This window comes from Methylophilus sp. UBA6697, from assembly GCF_002454655.1.
In the GTDB taxonomy this organism is placed as follows: Bacteria; Pseudomonadota; Gammaproteobacteria; order Burkholderiales; family Methylophilaceae; genus Methylophilus.
The window spans coordinates 1-21,480 of record NZ_DKJH01000017.1 but is presented as its reverse complement, the minus strand read 5'-3'; the positions used below and the strand labels follow the sequence as shown (position 1 = coordinate 21,480).

The following is a 21,480-nucleotide window of genomic DNA, read 5'->3' as shown; positions in this document are numbered from 1 at the left end:
GACTTAAAGTTCATTATATTGCGTTTTAATACGAAATCAATTCATTTTTAAGCAGCGTGATTAGGCCGCATTTTGCATCATTCACAGGAATAGCCAGCTCGCCCGTAAAACTTATTGCCAGCAATACGAGTCAACGCTGATAATATTCCTCGGCGAGTTAATATTTCCTGGCGAGTAATTTTCACGCAAGTGAGCGCAAGCACGTGACGTCACGCCTATGCGAATATTGCCAGTGATGTAAAAGGATAAGCATGTCTGATTTGGCATTGACCTTGGCAAGAATCCAGTTCGGGTTCACCATTTCTTTTCATATCGTGTTTCCGGCGATTACCATCGGCCTGGCCAGTTACCTGGCCGTGCTGGAAGCGAGCTGGTTAAAAACCAGAAATACCGTCTACCTCGACTTATATCATTTTTGGGTCAAGTTATTTTCACTCTGTTTTGGCATGGGCGTGGTGTCTGGCCTGGTCATGGCCTATCAATTCGGCACCAATTGGTCTGGTTTCTCCAGCGTTGCGGGCAGCGTCACCGGGCCACTGCTGGCTTATGAAGTGCTGACGGCCTTTTTTCTTGAGGCGGGTTTTTTGGGCGTAATGTTGTTTGGCTGGAATAAGGTCGGGCCCACGCTACACTTTGCGGCCACCGTCATGGTGGCCATCGGCACACTGGTGTCGGCAACCTGGATATTGGCATCGAATAGCTGGATGCACACGCCGCAGGGCTTTGAACTGATTGACGGCAAAGTGATTCCGGTAGACTGGTTCAAGATCATCTTTAACCCATCGTTCCCATACCGCTTAGTCCATATGGTGATAGGCGCCTATCTGGCGACTGCGCTATTTGTGGTCGCATCGGGTGCCTGGCAGTTGCTACAAGGAAAAGACAATGCCGGCGTACGCAAAATGCTGTCTATGGGACTGTGGTTGATATTGTTGCTGGCGCCTTTGCAAGTGGTGGTGGGCGATATGCATGGATTGAATACCTTGAAATACCAGCCGGCAAAAATCGCCGCGATTGAGGCCCACTGGGAGAATAAAGGCGACGAAGCGACCCCATTGGTACTGATCGCCTGGCCGGACATGGCGCAAGAAAAGAATCACTTTGCTTTAGAGATCCCCGTGCTGGGCAGTTTGATTTTGCGCCACTCCTTCACTGAGCAGATTCCAGCACTGAAAGACTTCCCGCCACAAGACCGCCCCAATGCCACTATTATTTTCTGGACCTTCCGCATCATGGTTGGTTTGGGCATGCTGATGATGTTGCTAGCGGCCACCTCATTGTGGTTACGTTACAAAAAACAGTTATACCAACATAAGCCTTTCCTCACATTTGCCACCGCCATGGGCCCTGCCGGGGTGATTGCCATTCTGGCGGGCTGGTTTACCACAGAAATCGGGCGCCAGCCGTGGGTGGTGTATGGTGTGTTACGCACCGCGGATGCCGTGACACCGCATACCGCCAGCGAAGTTGGCCTCACGTTGGCTTTGTTTGTCATTATCTACCTGGCTGTATTTGGCATGGGCACGCTATATGTCTTGCGGCTGGTAAAAATCGGGCCAAAAACGGATGAAGCGCTGCAAGGTGATGCCATCTCGGTGAACCCGGGCGACGTGGATGCATTTGCACTGGCACCCGAGTTTCATCCGGATGCCAAGTCACCGGCTAACACCAAAGATCAATAAAGGGGCGACGCAATGGACTTATCACTGGTGTGGGCCATCATTATCCTGTTCGGCATCATGATGTACATCATCATGGATGGCTTTGATCTGGGCATAGGTATCCTCTACCTGTTCTTTAAAGAAAAAGAGGACCGAGACCTGATGATGAATACAGTCGCCCCGGTATGGGACGGTAATGAAACCTGGCTGGTATTAGGTGGTGCTGGCTTGCTGGCGGCATTCCCTCTCGCTTATTCGGTGATTTTAAGCGCCCTCTCCCTGCCCTTGCTGTTTATGCTGATGGCCTTAATTTTTCGCGGTGTGGCGTTTGAATTCCGCTTCAGGGCACATGATGCAGAGCGCCATTTTTGGGACAAAGCCTTTTTATGCGGCTCTATCGCCGCCACCTTTTTTCAGGGCGTGACGCTGGGCGCCTATTTGCAAGGCATTAAAATGGTGAACCAAGCCTACGCAGGTGGGCCGCTGGACTGGATTTCACCGTTCTCGCTCTTTACCGGGCTAGGTTTATTAGTCACCTATGCCTTACTAGGCAGCACCTGGCTGATTTTTAAAACCACAAGCGAACTGCAAACCACCTGTTACAAGCTGTCACAAGGTATTTCTATGGCATTGCTAGTGATTATTGCAGTGATCAGCCTGTGGACGCCATGGATGGACAGCCGCATCGCCGAGCGCTGGTTCAGCTTGCCCAACCTGCTGTGGTTATCGCCTGTGCCCTTGCTGGTAATATTTTTCTTTTACAAATTGCAACGCGCACTCAAGGCCAAGGCCGAAACCAGCCCGTTTCTTTATACGCTGGGCCTGGTATTACTCGGCTATGCTGGCCTGGGTATCAGCATCTGGCCCAACATTATCCCGCCGGAAATGAGTATAGATGCTGCCGCAGCCCCACCACAAAGCCAACAATTTGCCCTGATCGGCGCCGTAATCATTATTCCGATTATCCTGATCTATACCGCCTGGGGCTATTACGTGTTTCGCGGCAAAGTGAACAAGGACGAGGCGTACCATTAATGACCCACAAGCAAACAAACACCCTGAAACGCCTGGGCTGGTTTTTCCTAATCTGGCTAGCCAGCATTGCAGCCCTGGCGATCGTCAGCATGTTACTCAAGGGATTGATGATGGCAGCAGGCTGGCATACTTAAACGCACGCCATAAAAAAGGGGCCTCGAGGCCCCTTTTTAACTAAACGCCGTTAATGCCGCCCAGCCAACCCTAATTTAGCCCGTAACTGCTGCGGCACAACCTCCCCGGCAGAATTACACAACTCCTTCATCAACACCTGTTTGCGTCGACTTAATGTGACACCCATCTCTTTCAAGTTGAGCTTTTTCGACTCGCGTACCATGGGAAACATTTCGGTTTCCTCTTCCTCCACATGGTGGGCAATATATTCGCCCAACACCTTGACCTTGGCATCGTACATCTCATCTTTAGGATCCATACTCTGAATCTGCCCAATCAGGTCTCTCGCACTATCATGCTCGACATTGGCTTCATTGAGCATATCGTCATCATGCGTGGCCTCGCGGGCAGCCGGATAAAAGACTTCCTCCTCCGCCGTAGTGTGCGCAATCAACTCGGCACAGATTTGATTGGCGATCTTAACTTTGCCTTGAATATCCTCTTGTTTCGCCAGCTTTTCATATTGGCTAAACATTTTCTTCACCGCCGCATGGTCTTGCTTAAGCAGCACGATCACGTCATGTTTCGCCGTGCTTGCATTGGCTCGCTTTGTCGTTGCCTGTTTGTTTGATTTCAAGTGAGTCTCGGTTCTCATAACCTTCTCCAACAATGGATAGAAAGCATGATAGTGTCTCGAAATGCATGATGCATATAGGCAGGATTGACTGATAATTTTGTCAGACTCGCTTTACGTATTTGCTTATTCATCGCAGTGACGTACTCGCGCTAAAGTGATGATCGACGCAAGGTTTAGATCAACTGCGCCCAGGCCATCATGGAATTTTTCTTGCGCGTTCAAATCCAACCCGTTTACCATGCTTATGAAAAGCCCACCCAAACAGTCAGGTCAATCCATTCTTTATCCATCCGCATGACGACCCAGCAAAATACAAAATGGCGAAGATTGCGTGCCTGTCGTGCTTGCGACATGGTCAGTGCGATCCCGGTGCTGCGCCCAGGTGAGCACGCCAGTTGCCCGCGCTGCGGGCATGTATTGGCCAGACGCCATTTGCATCCGGTTCAACGCAGCATTGCGCTGGCCATCAGTGCATTACTGACCTTGCTAATTGCGGTCGCTTTCCCGTTTATCAGTATGGATACCAATGGCCTGGATACGCAGATTGAATTGCCGCAGACGGCGGTGACGCTGGTCGATGTGCATCAACCATTGGTGGCACTCATCGTCAGCTGTACGGCGTTCGTATTGCCCGCTTTATACCTGGTCGGTGTAATCCTGATGCAGGCCAATGTATTACGCCGGGTGCCGCGCGCCTATAGCGATGTGATTGCACGCCTGTTCTCACGCCTGCACCCCTGGATGATGGCCGATGTATTCATGGTTGCAGCGCTGGTGAGCCTGGTGAAACTCACCGAAATTGGCGAGGTGCAGTTGGGCGCTTCGTTCTGGGCCTATTGCGTGTTTGCCGTGCTACTGCTCATGACCACGCGCTCGGTGGATATCGACTGGTTATGGTACAGGTTAGCCGGCGAGCCACCACCCGATACCAGCATCCGCTGCGGCATCAATGCAGCAGATCAACATGCCACTGGCTGCGCCACCTGCGGCCTGGTCAACACTATTTCGGCCACTGCGGCCAACCATGAATGTGGCCGTTGCGGTAGCACTTTGCATATGCGTAAACCCAACAGCCTGGAATTTACCTGGGCCTTGTTAATCACGGCAGCTGTGCTTTATATTCCGGCCAATGCTTACCCGATGATGATTACCACCTCATTGGGGCAAACACACGCCTCTACCATTATTGGCGGTATGCTCGAGTTATGGCAGCATGGCTCAGAGCCCATTGCCGTGGTCATTTTTGTCGCCAGCGTACTGGTACCTATTATCAAGATGCTGATACTGGTGGTGCTTTCATTGCTGGCAAAATACCCTGGCCCGTTAACGGCACAGCAAAAAACCAGGCTGTATCGGCTCACAGAGTTGATTGGCCGCTGGTCCATGGTCGATGTGTTTGTCGTCGCCATCATGGTCGCGCTGATACAATCGGGCAACCTGATGTCAGTATTGCCCGGCCCGGCAGCGCTGGCATTCTGTGCTGTGGTGATTACCACCATGCTGGCCGCCATGGCCTTTGACCCGCGCCTGCTATGGGATACCCAAGGAAACACGCATGACAGAGAATAATCAAGACAACAATCAATTGCTGGCCAAAGTCAGCAAGCAAGCCCGGCTGTCGCCGATCTGGATCGTGCCTATTGTCGCCCTGCTGATTGGGCTATGGCTGATTTACGACAATTACACCAAGGCTGGCAAGCAAATCACCCTCTCCCTGACCAATGCCGAAGGCATAGAGGCCGGTAAAACTAAAATCAAGGTGCACAGTGTCGATATCGGCCTGGTGGAACAAGTCACCCTGTCTGAAGACCTGACGCATATTGAAGTATTGGCGCGCATCACCCCCAAAGCGCAACCCATGCTGGTGCAGGATACGCAATTATGGGTGGTCAAACCACGCATTGGACTGGAAGGCATCAGCGGCCTGAATACGGTGATTTCCGGCGCCTATATTCAATTACAACCAGGCAAAAGCCTGGAAGAATCAGACCAGTTCACCGTGCTGGACCAAGCGCCTATCTCACTCAATGGCGCCCAAGGCGTGCATGTGAACCTCATCGGTAAAGTCGGTAATTCTTTGCGTGTGGGCGATCCGGTCAGCTATCAGGGCCTACGCGTGGGCAGGGTCGTCAGCGCCGTATTCGACCCCAAGCAACGCCAGATGCAGCATGAATTATTTGTTGAACACCCTTATGACGTACTGGTCACTGAGAACACGCGTTTTTGGACGACCGTAGGCATTGATGTCAAACTGGACTCAGAAGGATTCAAGGCCAATATTCCCACCGTCGAATCCCTGATCGCAGGTGGCGTCAGCTTTGGTCATGTCGATGACAGGCCGATGGGGCAACCGGTGCTCTCCGAAGCTACCTTTGAATTGTTTGCCAATGAAGATGCCGCACGCCAGCAAACCTACGACCAATACCTGGAATATGTGCTACTGGTGGATGATACCGTGCGTGGTTTATCCAAAGGCGCGCCAGTAGAATTCCGTGGTTTGCGCGTGGGTACGGTGATCAATGTGCCATGGAAATTCAACTCGCCGGAACGCAAAAAAGACTTCCGTTACGCCATCCCGGTATTGATTCATTTGGAACCCGGCCGCCTGGCCGATAATGGCAAGGCTGACCTGGAAGAGTGGAAAAGCCGCATTGCGCAGATGCTGCAACGCGGCCTGCACGCGACACTCAAATCCGGCAACCTGATCACAGGCTCCGTGTTTGTCGACCTCAATATGGACCAGCATGCGCACAAAACCTACAAACGCGAGCGTTTTGAAGGTTTGCCAGTGATGCCGACCACCGCGACCAACCTGGCGCAGATTGAACAGAAACTGTCTGACCTGCTGGATAAACTCAATGGTTTGAAAGTAGAGCCTGTGTTGTCCGGCCTGGATAAAAACCTGCAGCAATCAGAAAAAACCATGCAGGAAATCCGCGCCTTGAGCCAGCAAGTGAATCAGTTACTCAGCCAGCCTGATTTGCAACAGATGCCTGCCAATATCAACCAGACCATGCAGGAGTTGCGTACCACATTAAAAGGCCTGTCACCCGAGTCGCCAGCTTATCAGGAGCTGACAACGACCTTGCAACGCCTGGATAAAGCCTTGCGCGATATACAGCCATTGGCGCGCACCTTGAATGAGCAACCCAATGCCATCCTGTTTGACCGCAAACCTGGCAATGACCCGATACCGATGGCACCGGCCAACCCGTAAGGAACCTGACGCATGATGATCGAGAAAAAACAATTAAGGGTTGGTCTGGCTTTATTGCTGGGGCTCAGCCTGACCGGCTGCTTCAAATCGAATCCGCCAGTGAAAACTGAGCGTTACAGCCTGCCGGAAGTGACCACACCTCAACCTGCCACGACGCATGCGCACACGCTGGTCTTAAACCGTATCCAGTTGGCGGATTACCTGGATACAGACCGCATCGTCATCCAAACCGACGACATCACCATGCAACCAGCGCGTGACCATCTTTGGGTAGACAATCTGGCGCAGGAATTGCGGCGCGGCCTGCGCGCACGCCTGGCCAGTCGGCTCAACAATACAATCGTGGTCGACCCACAGCCTGGATTACCTGCTGTCAACACCCTGCAGCTGACCATAGAACAGTTTCACGGCCAGATGCGTGGTTATGCCGTGCTGAGTGGTCAATGGCAACTGATTGGCGCGAACCATGTGGCAGGCGCCAGCCAGTCATTCAAGTTCAGCACACCTTTGGCTGAAAATGGCTACCCCGCGCTGGTGCGAGCCTTGGGCCAGAATCTGGACTTGCTCAGTGACCAAATTGCCAGCCAATTACAAACTTTGCCATAGCAGCCACATTTTTAATGCCAATAGGTAGTGACCGCGTCGCCAATTTGCTATGATGAAATTTCTTTTCATAAAATAACAAGTCAGGAGCAAGCGATGGGATTATTTTCTTTTATTAAAGAAGCAGGTGAAAAACTGTTTGGTGCCGGAGAAGCCAAAGCGGCGCAAGAAACAGCGAGCAAGGCCCCGACCCCGGTCAATGTGGACGCAGCAAACGCGGCGGCAGCCAAGGCCATTCAAACCTATATCGCTAAAAACAACTTACCGACGGCCGGTTATGACGTGAAGTTTGATGGCGCCAGCGGTACCGTTATCGTGCAAGGCAATATCGATACGCAAGAGAACAAAGAAAAGATTTTGCTGTGCTGTGGCAATGTGGCCGGCGTTGAAGCGGTGCAAGACCAGTTGCACGTCCCTAGCCCTGAACCTGAAGCAAAGTTTTATACCGTAGTCAAAGGCGACACCTTGTCTAAAGTAGCCAAAGAAATGTACGGCAATGCCAATAGCTATATGAAGATTTTTGAGGCAAACCGTCCCATGCTGAACCATCCTGACAAAATCTACCCAGGCCAGGTACTACGCATTCCGGAATAAGCGTTACACACAATAATAGCCAACCACTCATCTTACAAAGGACACGACTATGTCATCATTCATTCGTTTATTACTGATCGCTACCTTGAGCAGCACCTTGCTGGTCGCTTGTGGTGAAAAAGAGCCACAGATTGAACAAGCGGTCGAATCTGCACAAGAGCATGCTGAAGCTGCTGCTAGCGAAGCCAAAGATGTTGCCGCTGATGCAGTGCAAGCCGCAAAAGAAGCCGCAGCAACCGCTGAGCAACAGGCAGCAGAAACCGCCGACGCAGCTAAAGCCGCGGTTGAAAGCAAATAATTGTTTTCTTAGCACAAAAACCCGCATTTATGCGGGTTTTTTATCGGCTATTTTCTACACTTTATTAGTAATTCTTTGCCTTCTTTAATGCGTTATCCTAAGCGTTCCACGGAATGTTTCATGTAAACTGCGTCGAGATTCGACATTTTCACTGGATAATTAGGCTTGCAACGTTTCTTCTTCTGGATGCTGATCTCGTTATGGGTTGCCCTGATGCCGCAGGCCTCAGCGACCCCGACTTTGCTCGGCACCACCTGCATGAACAGTAAGGGTGTGGTGATTGCCAGCATCCCGTTGCAAGGCGGCAAATTCGTCTGCCAGAGCGTGCTCAAAATCTCGCATGCAGACCAGTATGTGATCGACTTCAAAAACACATCGACCATTGCGCATTTTCAGCACGAAATCACAGATAGCAAGCAGCAAACCAGCATTATCAAAGGTGGCTTAAGCAGCCAGGAGAATGATCCGTTGCTACTGAGGCACGGCCGTATTATCCACCTGGAGCCTGGCACTTATCGATTGGCCACCTGGTTGCAATCGCCCTACTACCTGGCGCAACCTGAGATTTTCGTCTCCGAGCTAAGCACCTACCAGCAGCAAACCAACCGTACTACGGCTGCCAGCTTGCTGTTACTGGGCGTCTTGTTCGGCATCTTCACCTATTACGCTGCCATTGGCATGACGCCCGGGCACACCACCGAGCGCATGTATGCGTTATTTATTTTGGGCAACCTGATTTTCCAGAGCGCTGCGCTAGGGGTATTTAAACAATTGTTTGCATGGCACTGGTTTTACCTGACCAGCTTGCCCATCCTGCTCTCCAATCTGGCCTATATCAGCTTTGTCTGCCACTTGCTGGGCATCAACCCGTTACATCATGCCAAGCTCTATTACTTGTCTATGGTGGCACGCACGGTGCTGGTGGCATTGCTGGTGTTTGCCATGATCTTCCCCAACTGGATGCTGGAAATGGACAGGTTTGGCGTCGCCGTTTTCCTGATGTTCGGCCTGGCCTGCGGCATCCGCCTCAGCCTGCAAAAGAATCGTATCGCCCAGCTTTACCTGTTTGCGATCTCGGTATTTGGTATCCTGGGCGGCTTATCTATCACGGCTGAGCGCTTGACCTCTAATGCCTGGACCATCGAGCAATTCGGTTTGATCGCGGTGGCGGTAGAGGCCATCTTGCTTTCGCTGCTGGTTGCCTATCAAATGAACCGCCTGCATAAAGAAAAAGAGCATATGCTGGTCGAGCTGCAAAGCACGCGTTCCATTGCCATGACAGACCGGCTGACCGGCGTGCCTAACCGGCATGCGCTCGAAAATCAAATGGTGCAGTTCCCCGAGCATGGTTGCATGATGTTTCTTGATATGGACAACCTGAAATACGTCAACGACCACTTTGGTCATGACGCAGGCGATCACCTGTTAAAAAGCTTCAGTCAGATTCTGTCTAAAAAACTGGATACCAGTGGCCAGCTTTACCGGCTGGGTGGCGATGAATTTGCCATTCTGTGTCATGAAGATGATGTAGAGTGGTGCCAGCACCAGCTGGAATATACGCATTTGCAGATGGAAAAAGAAGGCTCTGTCAGTACGGGTGCCAGTGTAGGCATCGTATTTGCGCATGAGGCTAGTGAGACAGAAGAACTCATGCGCATTGCCGATAAACGCATGTATGCCAACAAACGCAGCCGTAAAAATCGCAAAGAAATGATGCAAGTGCTTGCCAGTTAATGGCGGGCAGACCGCTTCCCCTCCTCACCACAACAGTACCAAGCTAATTTGCAAGCAAGCATGTCACTATTGGCATAAATGCATTACACTGGCAATAATCATACATACAAGAATGTATTTTTACTGTATGTTAAGTTTGACCGATAGAACCATCTGACGCAGGCAGCTGTCATGTGAAAAAAACCAAGAGAACATCATGCCGTTACTGACTACCTTGCTTATCCTCATCGTCACCGCCCGCCTGCTAGGCCAAGTATTCAGCCGTTTTAACCAACCCGCCATTATTGGTGAAATGCTGGCAGGGGTGATTCTGGGCCCCAGTATTTTTAACCTGATTTCACCGACGCCTGCGCTGTCGGGCATTTCAGAGTTCGCTGTATTTCTGATCGTATTGTCTGCCGGTCTGGAGATGAATTTCAAAGAGGTGATCGACTCCATGCGTGGCAAGGGCGTCGTCATCGCACTGCTGGGCTTTTTGTTACCGCTCACCGGCGGCATTCTGGTCGGCGTCGGTTTTGGCCTCGATGTCAGCCGTACGATTTTCCTTGGCCTGTGCGTCTCGATTACCGCATTGCCAGTCACCGTCAGCATCCTGCAAAGCTTTAAGCTGCTGGATTCCAATATTGCACGCTATTCAGTCGCGACTGCCATTTTTAACGATATCGCGGCCCTGCTGGTATTAGGCGTGATTCTTAACCTGCCAGAACAAAAATCCTACCAGGCCGTCGGTAGCGCTATTTTTCATGCCAGCTGGAAACTGATTTTGCTGATTGTATTGATCGTCAGCGTTAGCCTGATCATCAAAAAAGTGATTGAAAAAGGCATCAGCATAGACCAGTGGTCAGAGAAACTGGTTGATTTGATTGGCAATGAAGCCCTGTTCGGCCTGCTGCTACTGCTGGTACTCATTTTTGGCTCAGTCAGCGCAGCACTTGGTTTTCATTTTGTGATTGGCGCATTTTTTGGCGCCTTGCTCATAGACCGCAAATTTTTCCTGCCCTCACGCTACAAAGAACTCGAGCTCACCTTGAGCTCGATTACCGGCGGCTTTCTGGCACCGGTTTTTTTTGCCTACCTCGGGTTGGAATTCAAAGTCCAAGTCATCGACTCCTTCTGGTTTGTTGCCGTGGTGCTGGCGGTGTCTATCCTGACCAAGATCCTCGCCGGATGGGTGGGCGGACGGCTTATCGGTCTTTCTAAAAGTGATTCACTGGGCATAGGCTTTATCCTCAATGGTCGCGGCGTGATGGAGCTGGTGATTGCCAGCATTGCCTATGATCGCGGCTTTATTGGCCAGGACTTGTTCTCGGTACTGGTGCTGATGGGGGTAGTGACCACCATGATTACGCCACTGATGTTCCGCAAATGGGTAATGCCGCAGCTGGAAAAGCAGGCCAGCTAGTTTAAGGACTATTGACATCAATTGACAAAAGAGGAACACTGATTAGCAAACGAACCATTCTCTAAAAGACTGGACACCCCTTGAGCGCACACCCTACTGTTTCAGCGTCATCGGTTCTAACTCCCCCCCGCATAGACAGCGGGCCGCTGTCTATTGAAGAACAAAACCAATTGCTCACCCTGCAACGTGCCATTCTGGAGTCTGTGGCGCGTGGTGCCGATCACATGGAAGTGATCAACCAGATCTGCCGCCTGGCAGAAAACCTGCTCACCAACGCCTTCAGTTCCGTCATGCTGATGGACGATAACAACGAACTGCTCAATGTCTATGCAGCGCCCAGCTTGACACCCGTACAAATCCAGAAAATCAACGGTTTGCGGCCCAGCCCTGGGGGCGGTTCCTGCGGCAATGTCATCTACCAGCAAAAAGTCCAATATGTCAGCAACACCTTTACTGACGAACGCTGGCATGACATTCGCCATCTGGCCTATGAATTTAACGTCAAATCCTGCTGGTCTATCCCGATTTTTTCTGCCGAAAACAGGGTAATTGGCACCTTTGCCCTCTCCAGCTTTGAGCACCGCGAGTCCAGCCAGTTTCACCGCATGCTGCTTGAAATCGGCTCAGCCATTATCGGCATCGCGCTCAACCGCAATAAATACCAGGAAAGCCTGCGCCAGTTTGAAAAAGTGTTCGAAGGCAGCGAACAAGGCATTATGGTGACAGATGTGCACCATGTGATTTTGTCTGTGAATCCGGCATTCACCAAGATGCAAGGCTTTACCATCGACGACATTAAAGGCAAAACGCCTAAAGTCCTCTCCTCTGGCCTGCACGATGCAGGCTTTTATCGCAACCTGTGGGAAAGTGTCACCAACTTTGGTCATTGGCGCGGCGAAATCTGGAACCGGCGCAAAAACGGCGAAGTGTTCCCCGAATGGCTGTCTATCACTGAAGTCAAAAATACAGTCGGTGAAGTCACCCACTATGTTGGCACCTTCAGTGATCTCAGTGACCTCAAGTCGGCGCAAAAAGAGATCCAGTACCTCTCCTCGCACGACGCCCTCACTGGCCTGCCGGATATTACATTGTTTAGAGACCGGCTGGAAAACGCGGTCTCTATTGCCGCAGCAGCTAACAGCAAAATCGGCCTGCTTGCGCTCAACCTGGATAACTTCAAGTTCCTCAATGACTCATTGGGCTATGCCTCGGGCGACAAACTGCTGCGGCTATTTGCCGAGCGTCTCAAAGCCTGTTTGCGTGAAACAGACAGCATCTGCCGCCATGGCGGGGATGAGTTCATTATCCTGCTCAACAATATGCACGATGATGAATCCATCAGCTATATCGTCGATACCCTACTCAACGAAATCTCGTCGCCGTTCGCCTTTGCCGGTAACAATATCTCCACCTCCTGCTCAGTCGGCGTCGCCGTTTACCCCACCGATGGCAACGACTTTGAAAAACTGTTTGGCCGCGCGCGCAAAGCCATGTCGCAAGCCAAAGAAGAAGGCCGTAACACGGCCCGTTTCTTTACCGAAAAGCTCAACAACGATAGCCTGCACTATTTGAATATCGCCTATGGCCTGCGTGAAGCCCTGGCGCATCACCAGTTTGAGCTGCACTACCAGCCGCAAATCAACCTTAGCAGCGCGCAAGTGATCGGCGCCGAAGCACTTATACGCTGGCATCATCCGCAAAATGGCCTGCAACCCCCGGCGCAATTTATCGCCATTGCCGAGCAAACCGGCCTTATTGTCGATATCGGCGAATGGGTGATAGAAGAAGCCTGCCGCCAGGCCATGGAATGGCAAAAAAATGACCTGCCACCACTCAGGATTGCTGTTAACGTCTCTGCCGTGCAATTCCGTCGCGGCAATTTGGACAAGGTGATTATTAAAGCGCTCGAAAAAACCGGCCTCGAACCGCGCTTGCTGGAGCTAGAGCTTACCGAATCCATCCTGCTCGAAGACATAGACCACCTGCTCGCCCAGCTCGACACCCTCAAACAGCTAGGCGTCAAACTCGCCATCGACGACTTCGGCACAGGCTACTCCAGCCTCGCCTACCTCAAAAAATTTAATATCGATCGCCTCAAAATTGATCAATCCTTTGTGCGCGACATCAACACCGACCCCAACGACGCCGCCATCGTCCGCGCCATTGTGCAAATGGCGCATACCTTGAATCTGGATGTGATTGCCGAAGGCGTGGAAGACGAAGCCATGCTCAAGCATTTACGTGAATCCGGCTGCGATGAAGTGCAAGGGTATTTATTCTCGAAGCCGCTGCCTGCACAGGCATTTCAAGCATTTATACACAGCCTTCGGCAAGATATCAGAGCAACTCAAGCATAAGCACGATCAGCCAGAAAATGCCTTGCGATAACTTGCCGGTGAGAATCGTGCGGCAAGCAAGGTGATGAAAAAGACTGCCACAAACACACCTATCCATGCCCATGACAAGTGTGTAAATTCGCGCTTTACCCAACCCGCCAGAAATGGCATCAAACTGGCAATCATATAACCGCCACCTTGCACAAAAGCCGCCAGGTCGCCAGAGAACCTGGGATCATCCAAATGATCCATCGCCAAAATCAGTGACAATGGGAATAACGCCCCAACCCCTAACCCTAGTAACACCATAGCCGCGAATGCCATGCTGATAGGTGCCACAATCATCACCGCCAGCCCGGCCAGCGTGCAACCCAAGGCGGTAAAGAGTAATGGGCGGCGATCATGATATTTGCCCACCACGCCTGACACAATCATTCCCGCTATTACTTCGGTTAATGTTAAACCCGCCAGTAAATCTCCGGCCAATTGGCGGCTTTGACCAAGCTCGACATAGAACGGCGGCAACCAGGCAAGAATCAGCGTATATACGCCGGTGCTAATGCCGAAAAACAGCATCAGCACCCAAGCTCTGCTATAGCGCCAAAACTGGATAGGCGCTTGTTGCGTTTGAATCACTGCTGGTCGTTGACGCTGCGCAGAGGCGGTTATCCAGATAATCATTGTCAGCAATGCGGGCAATGCCAACAAGGCCAATGTGTGCTGCCAACCCAGTATTTCATTCAGCCGGGCGGCACTCGCGGCGGCCACAGCAGCGCCGCCCATAATGCCGGTGGTATACAAGCCCATCATGCGGCCAGTGGCTGCCCCAAAGTGCCCTTTGATGAGGCCGGGCAATAATGCCTGCACCAGCGCAACCCCTACCCCAACCACCGCAGCGCTGGTTAACATCGCCAACGCGGAATCCCAATAACCACGAGCGGCACAAGCCAGCATAATCAATACTAGCCCCAAGGTAACACCGTTTACCTCACCCAGTTTTTCACGTAAAGACTGCGACAATAACGCCCCCAGGCCCATCAAAAACACAGGCAATGTGGTCAGCAAACCTGCTCCTGTCGCATCCAGGCCAGTGCTTTGTTGAATCAAATCCAGCAATGGACCAAGTGCCGCCATCGCTGGGCGTAAATTGACGGCGACTAACAGAATTGCAACCATCAGCCACAAGCGCCCTGCTTTCATCACACACGTCTCCCACAGTAGGTTAATATCACATATATCTTGAGTTCAAGATATATTCAGACTACGGTTAATTTATCTTGAAGTCAAGATAAATGCAGGAGCAAACATGAGCAAAAAAGAAGATGCTGTCGACCACATCATGAACCAATGGCGACGCGAGCGCCCCGACCTCGACCCAAGTCCCATGGGCTTGATTGGCCGCCTCGCGCGCTGCGAAATGTTGCTGAGACGCAAGCTCGACCAGACCTTTGAACACTTTGGCATGACCAGTTGGGAATTTGATGTGCTAGCAACGCTCAGGCGCGCAGGTCACCCTTACAGCCTGGCCCCAACTGCCCTCTACTCATCCCTCATGGTCACCTCAGGCACGATGACACACAGGCTACAACGCTTGGAAAAAGTCGGGCTGGTGGAGAGAGTCAAAAGCAGTGAAGACCTGCGCAGCATGCTTGTGCAGTTGACCGAAACCGGGCTAAACCTGATCAATCAAGCCGTGGAAGCCCATATCGCCAATGAGCAAGCCATACTCGATCGTTTACCCGTTGAATCGCGCAAACAATTGGATAAACACCTGGTGACGTTGCTATTGGTACTGGAAACGTCAATGGATGAGTCAACGACGTAAAGCTTTTAACGAACAAAAGCCTGAGCTGAATCTCCTTAAGTTTTGAATTTGGATTAATATCCTTAATTGCTTCTTACCTCAAAACTCTTCATAAGAGCCAAATATATGCAGCATGACTTTTTCCCCTTCGATGTGTTTCTCAGTCACAGTTCAAAAGATAAAGATGTGGTACGAGAGATTGCTTTCAGTTTATTGGCCTCGGGATTGAGGGTATGGTTCGATGAATGGTCAATAAGTCCAGGCGATCATATTCCCTCTAAGATTGAATATGGATTAGAACATAGCAGAGTATTAGTTTTATTTTTGTCAGCTAATTCTATTGGCTCCGATTGGGCAACTCTTGAAAGTCATGCTTTCAGATTCAGGGACCCTCTAAATAAACAAAGAAGGTTCATTCCTGTAAAACTCGATAAGGTTGTAGTAGAAGGCTCTATAGGTCAATTTCTATACATAGATATGACTGCAGAGAAACGCAAAGATGGTTTAACTAAATTAGTCGAAACATGTGCAGATAGTCGACGAGATCTAAGTAAACAGCATAAAGAAATAAAGACCACCTTTGAATCTTATCAGTTGGATTTAAAGGGCGACAAACCAAGATCTTATGCATTTAGTTCGGATGGGGAACGTTTAATTGCTGGTCTAGATTACGCCAGCCTAAACTCACAAAACAAAGACACTATAAAATTATTTGATATTAAATCTGGTAATTGTTTAAGAAGTTTCAAAAGTCACTTTCAAACAACTCATGAGGGCATTGAGTCAATAACTTGGGATTCAAATGAAACCAACTTCATTTCCACATCGGCCAATAAAGTTTTTCGATTGTGGAATGTAGATGTCGAAACGCATATACATGAATTTATTGGGCACCAAGCAAGTGTCTGGGATGCAAAATGGAGTAATGATGACAAACTTATTGCTTCATGTTCTTTTGACCATACAGTAAAAATATGGAATGCAAAGACAGGCAATTGTGAAAAAACCTTTATAGGACACACTAATCTTGTACGAAGAGTTTTATGGATAAAAAATGATACGCAAATTCTTTCATGTGGGGACGACAACACAGTACACATGTGGGATGTTGTCTCTGGAAAGTGCTTACGCATTTTAGAAGGCCATTCAAATTGGATTTTGAGTATGGCTACAAACGCAAACCAAACAAGACTTTTAACAGGATCCTGTGACAGTACCATGCGACTTTGGGATCTTGAAACTGGTATTTGCTTAAAAATATTTCAAGGACATACTTCAAATGTTGAATATATCTCATGGGTGAATGATGAAGTAGTTTTATCTACTTCACCTGACTCAACGTTAAGGTTATGGAATATCGCTTCCGAAACTTGCCTCTACTTAGATTTAGGATATGAAAACATCCATCCCAGAGGGCTTAAGTGGCTAAATAATGGCTGTGCGATTACTGGCAACTTCTCGGGCGATATCAAAGTTTGGAAACTTTCATCGTTTATTGAAGATAAGACGTTAGGAAGCTTTGTAAAACTCAAAGATGAAATCCCGCCAAAGCAAATTCAATACACAAATGCAAAAGTTCTAATAGTGGGGGACAGTAGTGCAGGCAAAACTGGTTTATCAAAAGTCCTTGCTGGTGAAAAGTGGCTGCCTAGTGATTCAACCGTTGGCGCATGGGCTACACAATGGAAGTTATCGACTCCTTCATCCCTCGACATAGAAAAAGAAATTTGGCTTTGGGATTTTGGTGGTCAAGCGGACCAACGATTAATACATCAACTTTACATGGATGAAACAGCGCTGGCAGTGCTGGTCTTTGATGGGCAAAAAGAAGACGCTCTTGAAACACTTAATCAGTGGGCTCGAGAATTATCCAGACCAACTCTTGATCAATTTCCCAAAGTCCTTGTTGCAGGCCGCATAGATGCCGGTGGACTTCGCATGAGTAAAGAAAAAATCAACACTTTTGTCAAAAATAGAGGTTTTATCAAATTTCTTGAAACAAGTGCAAAAAGTAATATTGGTTGCGACGAGTTGAGAGCCACCATATTGAAGGCAATACATTGGGATGATCTCCCATGCAGAACAACTCTTCTAATGTACAAACAGCTACAGGAAGAAATAGTTAGACTTAAGGACTCGGGAAAAGTGCTTTTGAGATTCAATGAGCTTCGAGAAACACTCCAATTAAGAGCAAATGATTTAGAAAATTTTTCAGATACAGAACTAGATGCAGTATTAAGCTTATTAGCTGGCCCCGGTGTTGTGTGGAAATTAAAATTTGGTAGTTGGGTGTTATTAAAACCTGAAATAATTAATGTATACGCACAATGCGTAATACAAACGATGCGAGAAGACTCCTATGAAAGAGGTTGCATTAATGAGAAAAAACTTTTAGACGGGAACCTATCCTACAATACTTCAATAGATAGACTAGGCCTAGATGAGGAGCCTTTCATACTATTAGCAATGCACCAGTTGTTAATGGAACGAAATTTATGCTTACGTGAGCATACTGACGAAGGGAATGTTTTAATTTTTCCAAGTTACTATCGCAGAGAACGTGCAGAGTTAATCGAAAATCCAGCTACCCTAGTTAGTTACAGATTTAACGGTTTTCTGGATGATATATATGCAACTTTAGTTGTTCGTTTACATCACACCAAATCTTTTAAACATGATCAATTATGGAACTATGCTGCTGACTTCAAGACATTAACAAACAAAAAGCTCGGGATAAAATTAACGAGAAATTCTGAAAATGCAGGTGAACTTGATGTATTTTTTGATCCAAATATTCCAATCGAGGAAAAAATAATTTTCGCTAATTATATTCATGAGCATTTGTTAGAACATGCTTCTGACGTTGTTCGGCTGAGACATTTTATTTGCCCTCATTGCGGTACTGCGGTAGGTAATAGAGATATTGCAATGAAAAAGCTAGCTGAGGGAAAAGTTGATATTGCTTGCATAAACTGTGATTCCTCCGACAAACGAATACCCCTTTGGGATGAGATGGAAAAATTATTCTCCAGTGAACAAACAAAAAAACAAGTTCGTGAACTCAAAGAAGAATCAGATATATTTTTAGATAATGAGAGTAAAGAAAGAGTTCTAGTTGGCGAAATAATATCTACAGTATCTCTTGCTGGTCAGATCTGTAGAGAATTAATAACCAGTGACCATGGAATCGATATGGAGATTGAGTTCAAGTCTGATCAAGGCGAGGCAACAGGCAAGAAAATATACCTACAATTAAAATCCGGTGACTCTTATTTAAGAAAAAGAAAATCTGATGATAAGGAGATCTTCGACATTTCAAAACAAAGGCATGAACAATATTGGATGCAACAAGAATTTCCCGTATGGCTTGTTATAAGAAACTCTGAAGGCAATATAAGGTGGATGGAAATTAGAGACTACTTAAAAAAAGTTAGCGACAATGGGGAAAGAAACGTTGGGAAAATTGAGTTCTCAGGACAGCGATTTGACGTTATGAGTGTAAGAACTATTCGCAAAGAAGTGTTGCAACTGACACACTAAACCAAAATTTAAATTTTGATTGTTATAGGCTTTAACTCAAGGTATACATCGAATTTGAAATTTGATGGCTATATCACCATATAAGTCGAAACACTTAGCATCACCAACAATCATCCGCGTTAAAATACCGTCACACTCGTTTTATTAGAATTTATATGGATAAACGTATCCCCGTCACGCTGCTCACCGGTTTTTTAGGTAGTGGCAAAACCACCCTGCTCAACAAGCTTCTGCATAACCCTGCGATGAAAGACACCGCCGTAATCATTAACGAACTCGGCGAAGCAGGTTTGGACCAGATTTTTGCCAATAGCCAGACCTCTAAAACCATTGAGAGCGAGCATATTGCCGATAACACGGTGTTGTTAAGCTCTGGTTGTTTGTGTTGCTCACTCAAAAACGAGTTGGCTGACACCATGCGCGATTTGTTTTTTAAACGCAGCCTGGAAGCGGTGCCGCAGTTTAACCGCCTGGTGATTGAAACCACAGGCATGGCTGACCCTGGCCCGATTTTAGCCAACCTGATGAATGAGCCGGTGATTGAATCGGTATATCGCCTAGATGCGGTGGTGGTGACGATTGATGCGGCTTACGGCTTGCATCAGATTGCAGAGCAGAAAGAGGCGCTTAAGCAAGCTGCCGTCGCAGATGTGTTGCTGATTACCAAGCGCGACACGGCCACACCTGAGCAAATTGAAGCATTGCAAGCCAAGCTGAGTGAGATTAACCCGAATGCAACGCAGCAGTTTGTGTTGCATGGCGAAATCGACCCAATGCAGATTATTGATGTCGGGCTGTTTGACTTTGCCAGCAAGCAGGCCAACCCGCAGCGCTGGTTGCGTGCACCTGCCAGCGGTTTTAGCGCGGGCAAGAAAGGCACTTTGCCCAAAGCGCCTACGCATGATGATGTGAACACATTTACTGTCTACTTGCCCAAGCCAATGACGTGGTCTGACTTTAAAGGTGTGATTCTCAAGCTGTGCCAGACGCACGGTGAAAAGTTGCTGCGTTTAAAAGGTATTTTGCACGTGGAAGACGCCCCTGCGCCATTAGCAATACACGCGGTGCACTTTACGCCCTACCCGCCCACGCTGCTTGAAGGTTGGGATGAAGAAGAACCCATTAGCCGCATTGTGATTATTGGTAAGGGGATTGATGAGCAGGCTGTGCGCGATATGCTCACTCAGTTCTAAAGTAAGCCTCTTAGCAGGAGAATTACGGCGTATAAAGATTACGTAGTAACAGTTGTATTAGAAATGGAGTAAATATGGGACGTTATTTAGAAAAGATTTTAGAAGGCTGGATTTTCCAGAGTCGCTGGTTGATGGCGCCTATGTATCTGGGCCTGGTCGGTGGCTTGTTTATTTTGCTGGTGAAATTTGGCCAGGAGTTTTTTCATATCGCCGTGCACTTGGCTAGTTTCTCCGAACAGGAAACCGTGCTTTCCCTGCTGGCATTAGTAGATATCACCCTGGTGGGCAACTTGCTGATTATGGTGATTTTCAGCGGCTATGAAAACTTTGTATCGCGTATCGACACGGCCGACAGCGAAGACCGCCCGGAGTGGATGGGTAAAGTCGATTACTCTGGCCTGAAACTGAAGTTGATCGGCTCTATCGTTGCGATTTCCGCCATCGACCTGCTTAAAGCCTTTGTGCACCAGAGCTCAGGCACCGCTTCGTTCAGCACCGAGCAAATGGCGTGGCTGGTTGGCATCCACCTGACCTTTATCATCACCGGCGTGTTGTTTGCCTGGATGGATAAAATTGCCGGGCATGGTACAGACCATTAAGCGATACCCTGTTGTAAAAACCCGCCGCTGGCGGGTTTTTTATTGCCTATGCACTGGTTGTAATCAACCAACTTCGTAATAAAAGGTTAATCACGGCCGCTTATTCAAGAAATGGCCCTAAAACACTGTTTTCTTTCATCAATTATATTGGCAACAATCTTGGTTTAATGCAGGAAGATAATTGTCGCGATACCTATTTAATTGTTGCAGTACCCGGAGAAAAAAACCATGCGCCTGGCCATACTGAATAAACTGAAGAGCACCTCATCGACCGAGCAACGACAGCCACCGAGTGACCTACGTGGGCAAATTGAAGCCATTAGCAAAGTCATGGGGGTGATTGAGTTTGACCTCAAAGGCAATATTATTGCCGTCAACGATAACTTTGCTGCCGTCACCGGCTACAGCAAACAAGAGATCATTGGCCAGCATCACAGTATGTTTGTCACCGAGGCGGATAAAAGTAGCCAGGAATACAAACAGTTCTGGGACAATTTAGGCCGTGGCGAACCGCATGAAGGCCAATATAAGCGCCTGGGTAAAGGCGGCAAAGAAGTCTGGTTACAAGCCAGCTATAACCCGATTTTTGATGCCGAAGGCAAGCCATTTAAAGTCGTCAAATATGCGACTGACATCACGGCTGACAAACGCAGAAATGCCAACTTCTCCGGGCAAATTGACGCCATTAGCAAAGTCATGGGCGTGATTGAATT

18 protein-coding genes are annotated in these 21,480 nt (G+C 48.7%); 16 read left to right on the top strand and 2 right to left on the bottom strand.

Translation table 11 applies throughout. The features are described from left to right. The first annotated feature begins 251 nt into the window (after positions 1 to 251). The 3 genes from B3355_RS05040 to B3355_RS05030 are packed head-to-tail and all read left to right on the top strand — an operon-like array spanning position 252 to position 2,830. On the top strand, positions 252 to 1,682 hold the full coding sequence (locus B3355_RS05040; protein ID WP_292780936.1) for a cytochrome ubiquinol oxidase subunit I: 1,431 nt from the start codon (positions 252 to 254) through the stop codon (positions 1,680 to 1,682). A 12-nt stretch (positions 1,683 to 1,694) separates the two neighbouring features. Further along, the gene (gene cydB, locus B3355_RS05035; RefSeq protein WP_292780933.1) at positions 1,695 to 2,696 is read left to right on the top strand and encodes a cytochrome d ubiquinol oxidase subunit II; all 1,002 of its coding nucleotides are present in this window, start codon (positions 1,695 to 1,697) and stop codon (positions 2,694 to 2,696) included. Further along, a complete protein-coding gene (locus B3355_RS05030; RefSeq protein ID WP_292780930.1) occupies positions 2,696 to 2,830 on the top strand; it encodes a DUF2474 domain-containing protein in 135 nt (44 codons plus the stop codon). The genes cydB and B3355_RS05030 overlap by 1 nt, the downstream gene beginning before the upstream one ends. Before the next feature lie 50 nt (positions 2,831 to 2,880). Here the strand turns inward: B3355_RS05030 and B3355_RS05025 are convergent, their stop codons facing one another. Beyond that, a complete protein-coding gene (locus B3355_RS05025) occupies positions 2,881 to 3,465 on the bottom strand; it encodes a hemerythrin domain-containing protein (protein WP_047518326.1) in 585 nt (194 codons plus the stop codon). A 192-nt stretch (positions 3,466 to 3,657) separates the two neighbouring features. On the opposite strand from B3355_RS05025, the gene B3355_RS05020 reads away from it, so the two are divergent. From B3355_RS05020 to B3355_RS04985, 8 genes are all read left to right on the top strand, one after another. Then, positions 3,658 to 5,016, top strand: coding sequence for a paraquat-inducible protein A (locus tag B3355_RS05020; protein ID WP_292780924.1), 1,359 nt, complete (start codon positions 3,658 to 3,660; stop codon positions 5,014 to 5,016). Further along, positions 5,003 to 6,664, top strand: a complete 1,662-nt coding sequence (gene pqiB / locus B3355_RS05015; RefSeq protein ID WP_292780921.1) for an intermembrane transport protein PqiB — start codon at positions 5,003 to 5,005, stop codon at positions 6,662 to 6,664. Before B3355_RS05020 ends, pqiB begins: the two co-directional genes overlap by 14 nt. Before the next feature lie 12 nt (positions 6,665 to 6,676). Continuing rightward, positions 6,677 to 7,270, top strand: coding sequence for a PqiC family protein (locus B3355_RS05010; RefSeq protein WP_292780918.1), 594 nt, complete (start codon positions 6,677 to 6,679; stop codon positions 7,268 to 7,270). Positions 7,271 to 7,363: 93 nt separating this feature from the next. Next, positions 7,364 to 7,861, top strand: coding sequence for a peptidoglycan-binding protein LysM (gene lysM, locus B3355_RS05005; protein ID WP_292780915.1), 498 nt, complete (start codon positions 7,364 to 7,366; stop codon positions 7,859 to 7,861). 49 nt (positions 7,862 to 7,910) lie between these two features. Next, a complete protein-coding gene (locus B3355_RS05000; protein WP_292780912.1) occupies positions 7,911 to 8,159 on the top strand; it encodes a hypothetical protein in 249 nt (82 codons plus the stop codon). A 165-nt stretch (positions 8,160 to 8,324) separates the two neighbouring features. Then, the gene (locus B3355_RS04995) at positions 8,325 to 9,893 is read left to right on the top strand and encodes a GGDEF domain-containing protein (RefSeq protein ID WP_292780909.1); all 1,569 of its coding nucleotides are present in this window, start codon (positions 8,325 to 8,327) and stop codon (positions 9,891 to 9,893) included. 196 nt (positions 9,894 to 10,089) lie between these two features. Then, positions 10,090 to 11,295: a cation:proton antiporter gene (locus B3355_RS04990; protein ID WP_292780906.1), complete on the top strand. Its 1,206-nt coding sequence runs from the start codon at positions 10,090 to 10,092 to the stop codon at positions 11,293 to 11,295. 170 nt (positions 11,296 to 11,465) lie between these two features. Next, the gene (locus B3355_RS04985; RefSeq protein ID WP_292780903.1) at positions 11,466 to 13,652 is read left to right on the top strand and encodes a sensor domain-containing phosphodiesterase; all 2,187 of its coding nucleotides are present in this window, start codon (positions 11,466 to 11,468) and stop codon (positions 13,650 to 13,652) included. 6 nt (positions 13,653 to 13,658) lie between these two features. Here B3355_RS04985 and B3355_RS04980 read toward each other — a convergent pair whose 3' ends face one another. Then, on the bottom strand, positions 13,659 to 14,831 hold the full coding sequence (locus B3355_RS04980; protein ID WP_292780939.1) for an MFS transporter: 1,173 nt from the start codon (positions 14,829 to 14,831) through the stop codon (positions 13,659 to 13,661). A 106-nt stretch (positions 14,832 to 14,937) separates the two neighbouring features. Between B3355_RS04980 and B3355_RS04975 the strand changes: the two genes are divergently transcribed. From B3355_RS04975 to B3355_RS04955, 5 genes are all read left to right on the top strand, one after another. After that, complete coding sequence (locus B3355_RS04975) at positions 14,938 to 15,456, top strand: MarR family winged helix-turn-helix transcriptional regulator (protein ID WP_292780900.1); 519 nt, start codon at positions 14,938 to 14,940, stop codon at positions 15,454 to 15,456. 105 nt (positions 15,457 to 15,561) lie between these two features. Continuing rightward, positions 15,562 to 18,975, top strand: a complete 3,414-nt coding sequence (locus B3355_RS04970) for a TIR domain-containing protein (protein WP_292780896.1) — start codon at positions 15,562 to 15,564, stop codon at positions 18,973 to 18,975. Positions 18,976 to 19,130: 155 nt separating this feature from the next. Then, complete coding sequence (locus B3355_RS04965; RefSeq protein WP_292780893.1) at positions 19,131 to 20,168, top strand: CobW family GTP-binding protein; 1,038 nt, start codon at positions 19,131 to 19,133, stop codon at positions 20,166 to 20,168. A 74-nt stretch (positions 20,169 to 20,242) separates the two neighbouring features. Then, entirely contained in the window at positions 20,243 to 20,767 is a 525-nt protein-coding gene (locus B3355_RS04960; RefSeq protein ID WP_292780890.1) for a TIGR00645 family protein, read from the top strand. Between the two features lie 228 nt (positions 20,768 to 20,995). Then, positions 20,996 to 21,480 (top strand): PAS domain-containing protein (locus B3355_RS04955; protein WP_292780887.1); only part of this gene is annotated, 485 nt, incomplete at its 3' end.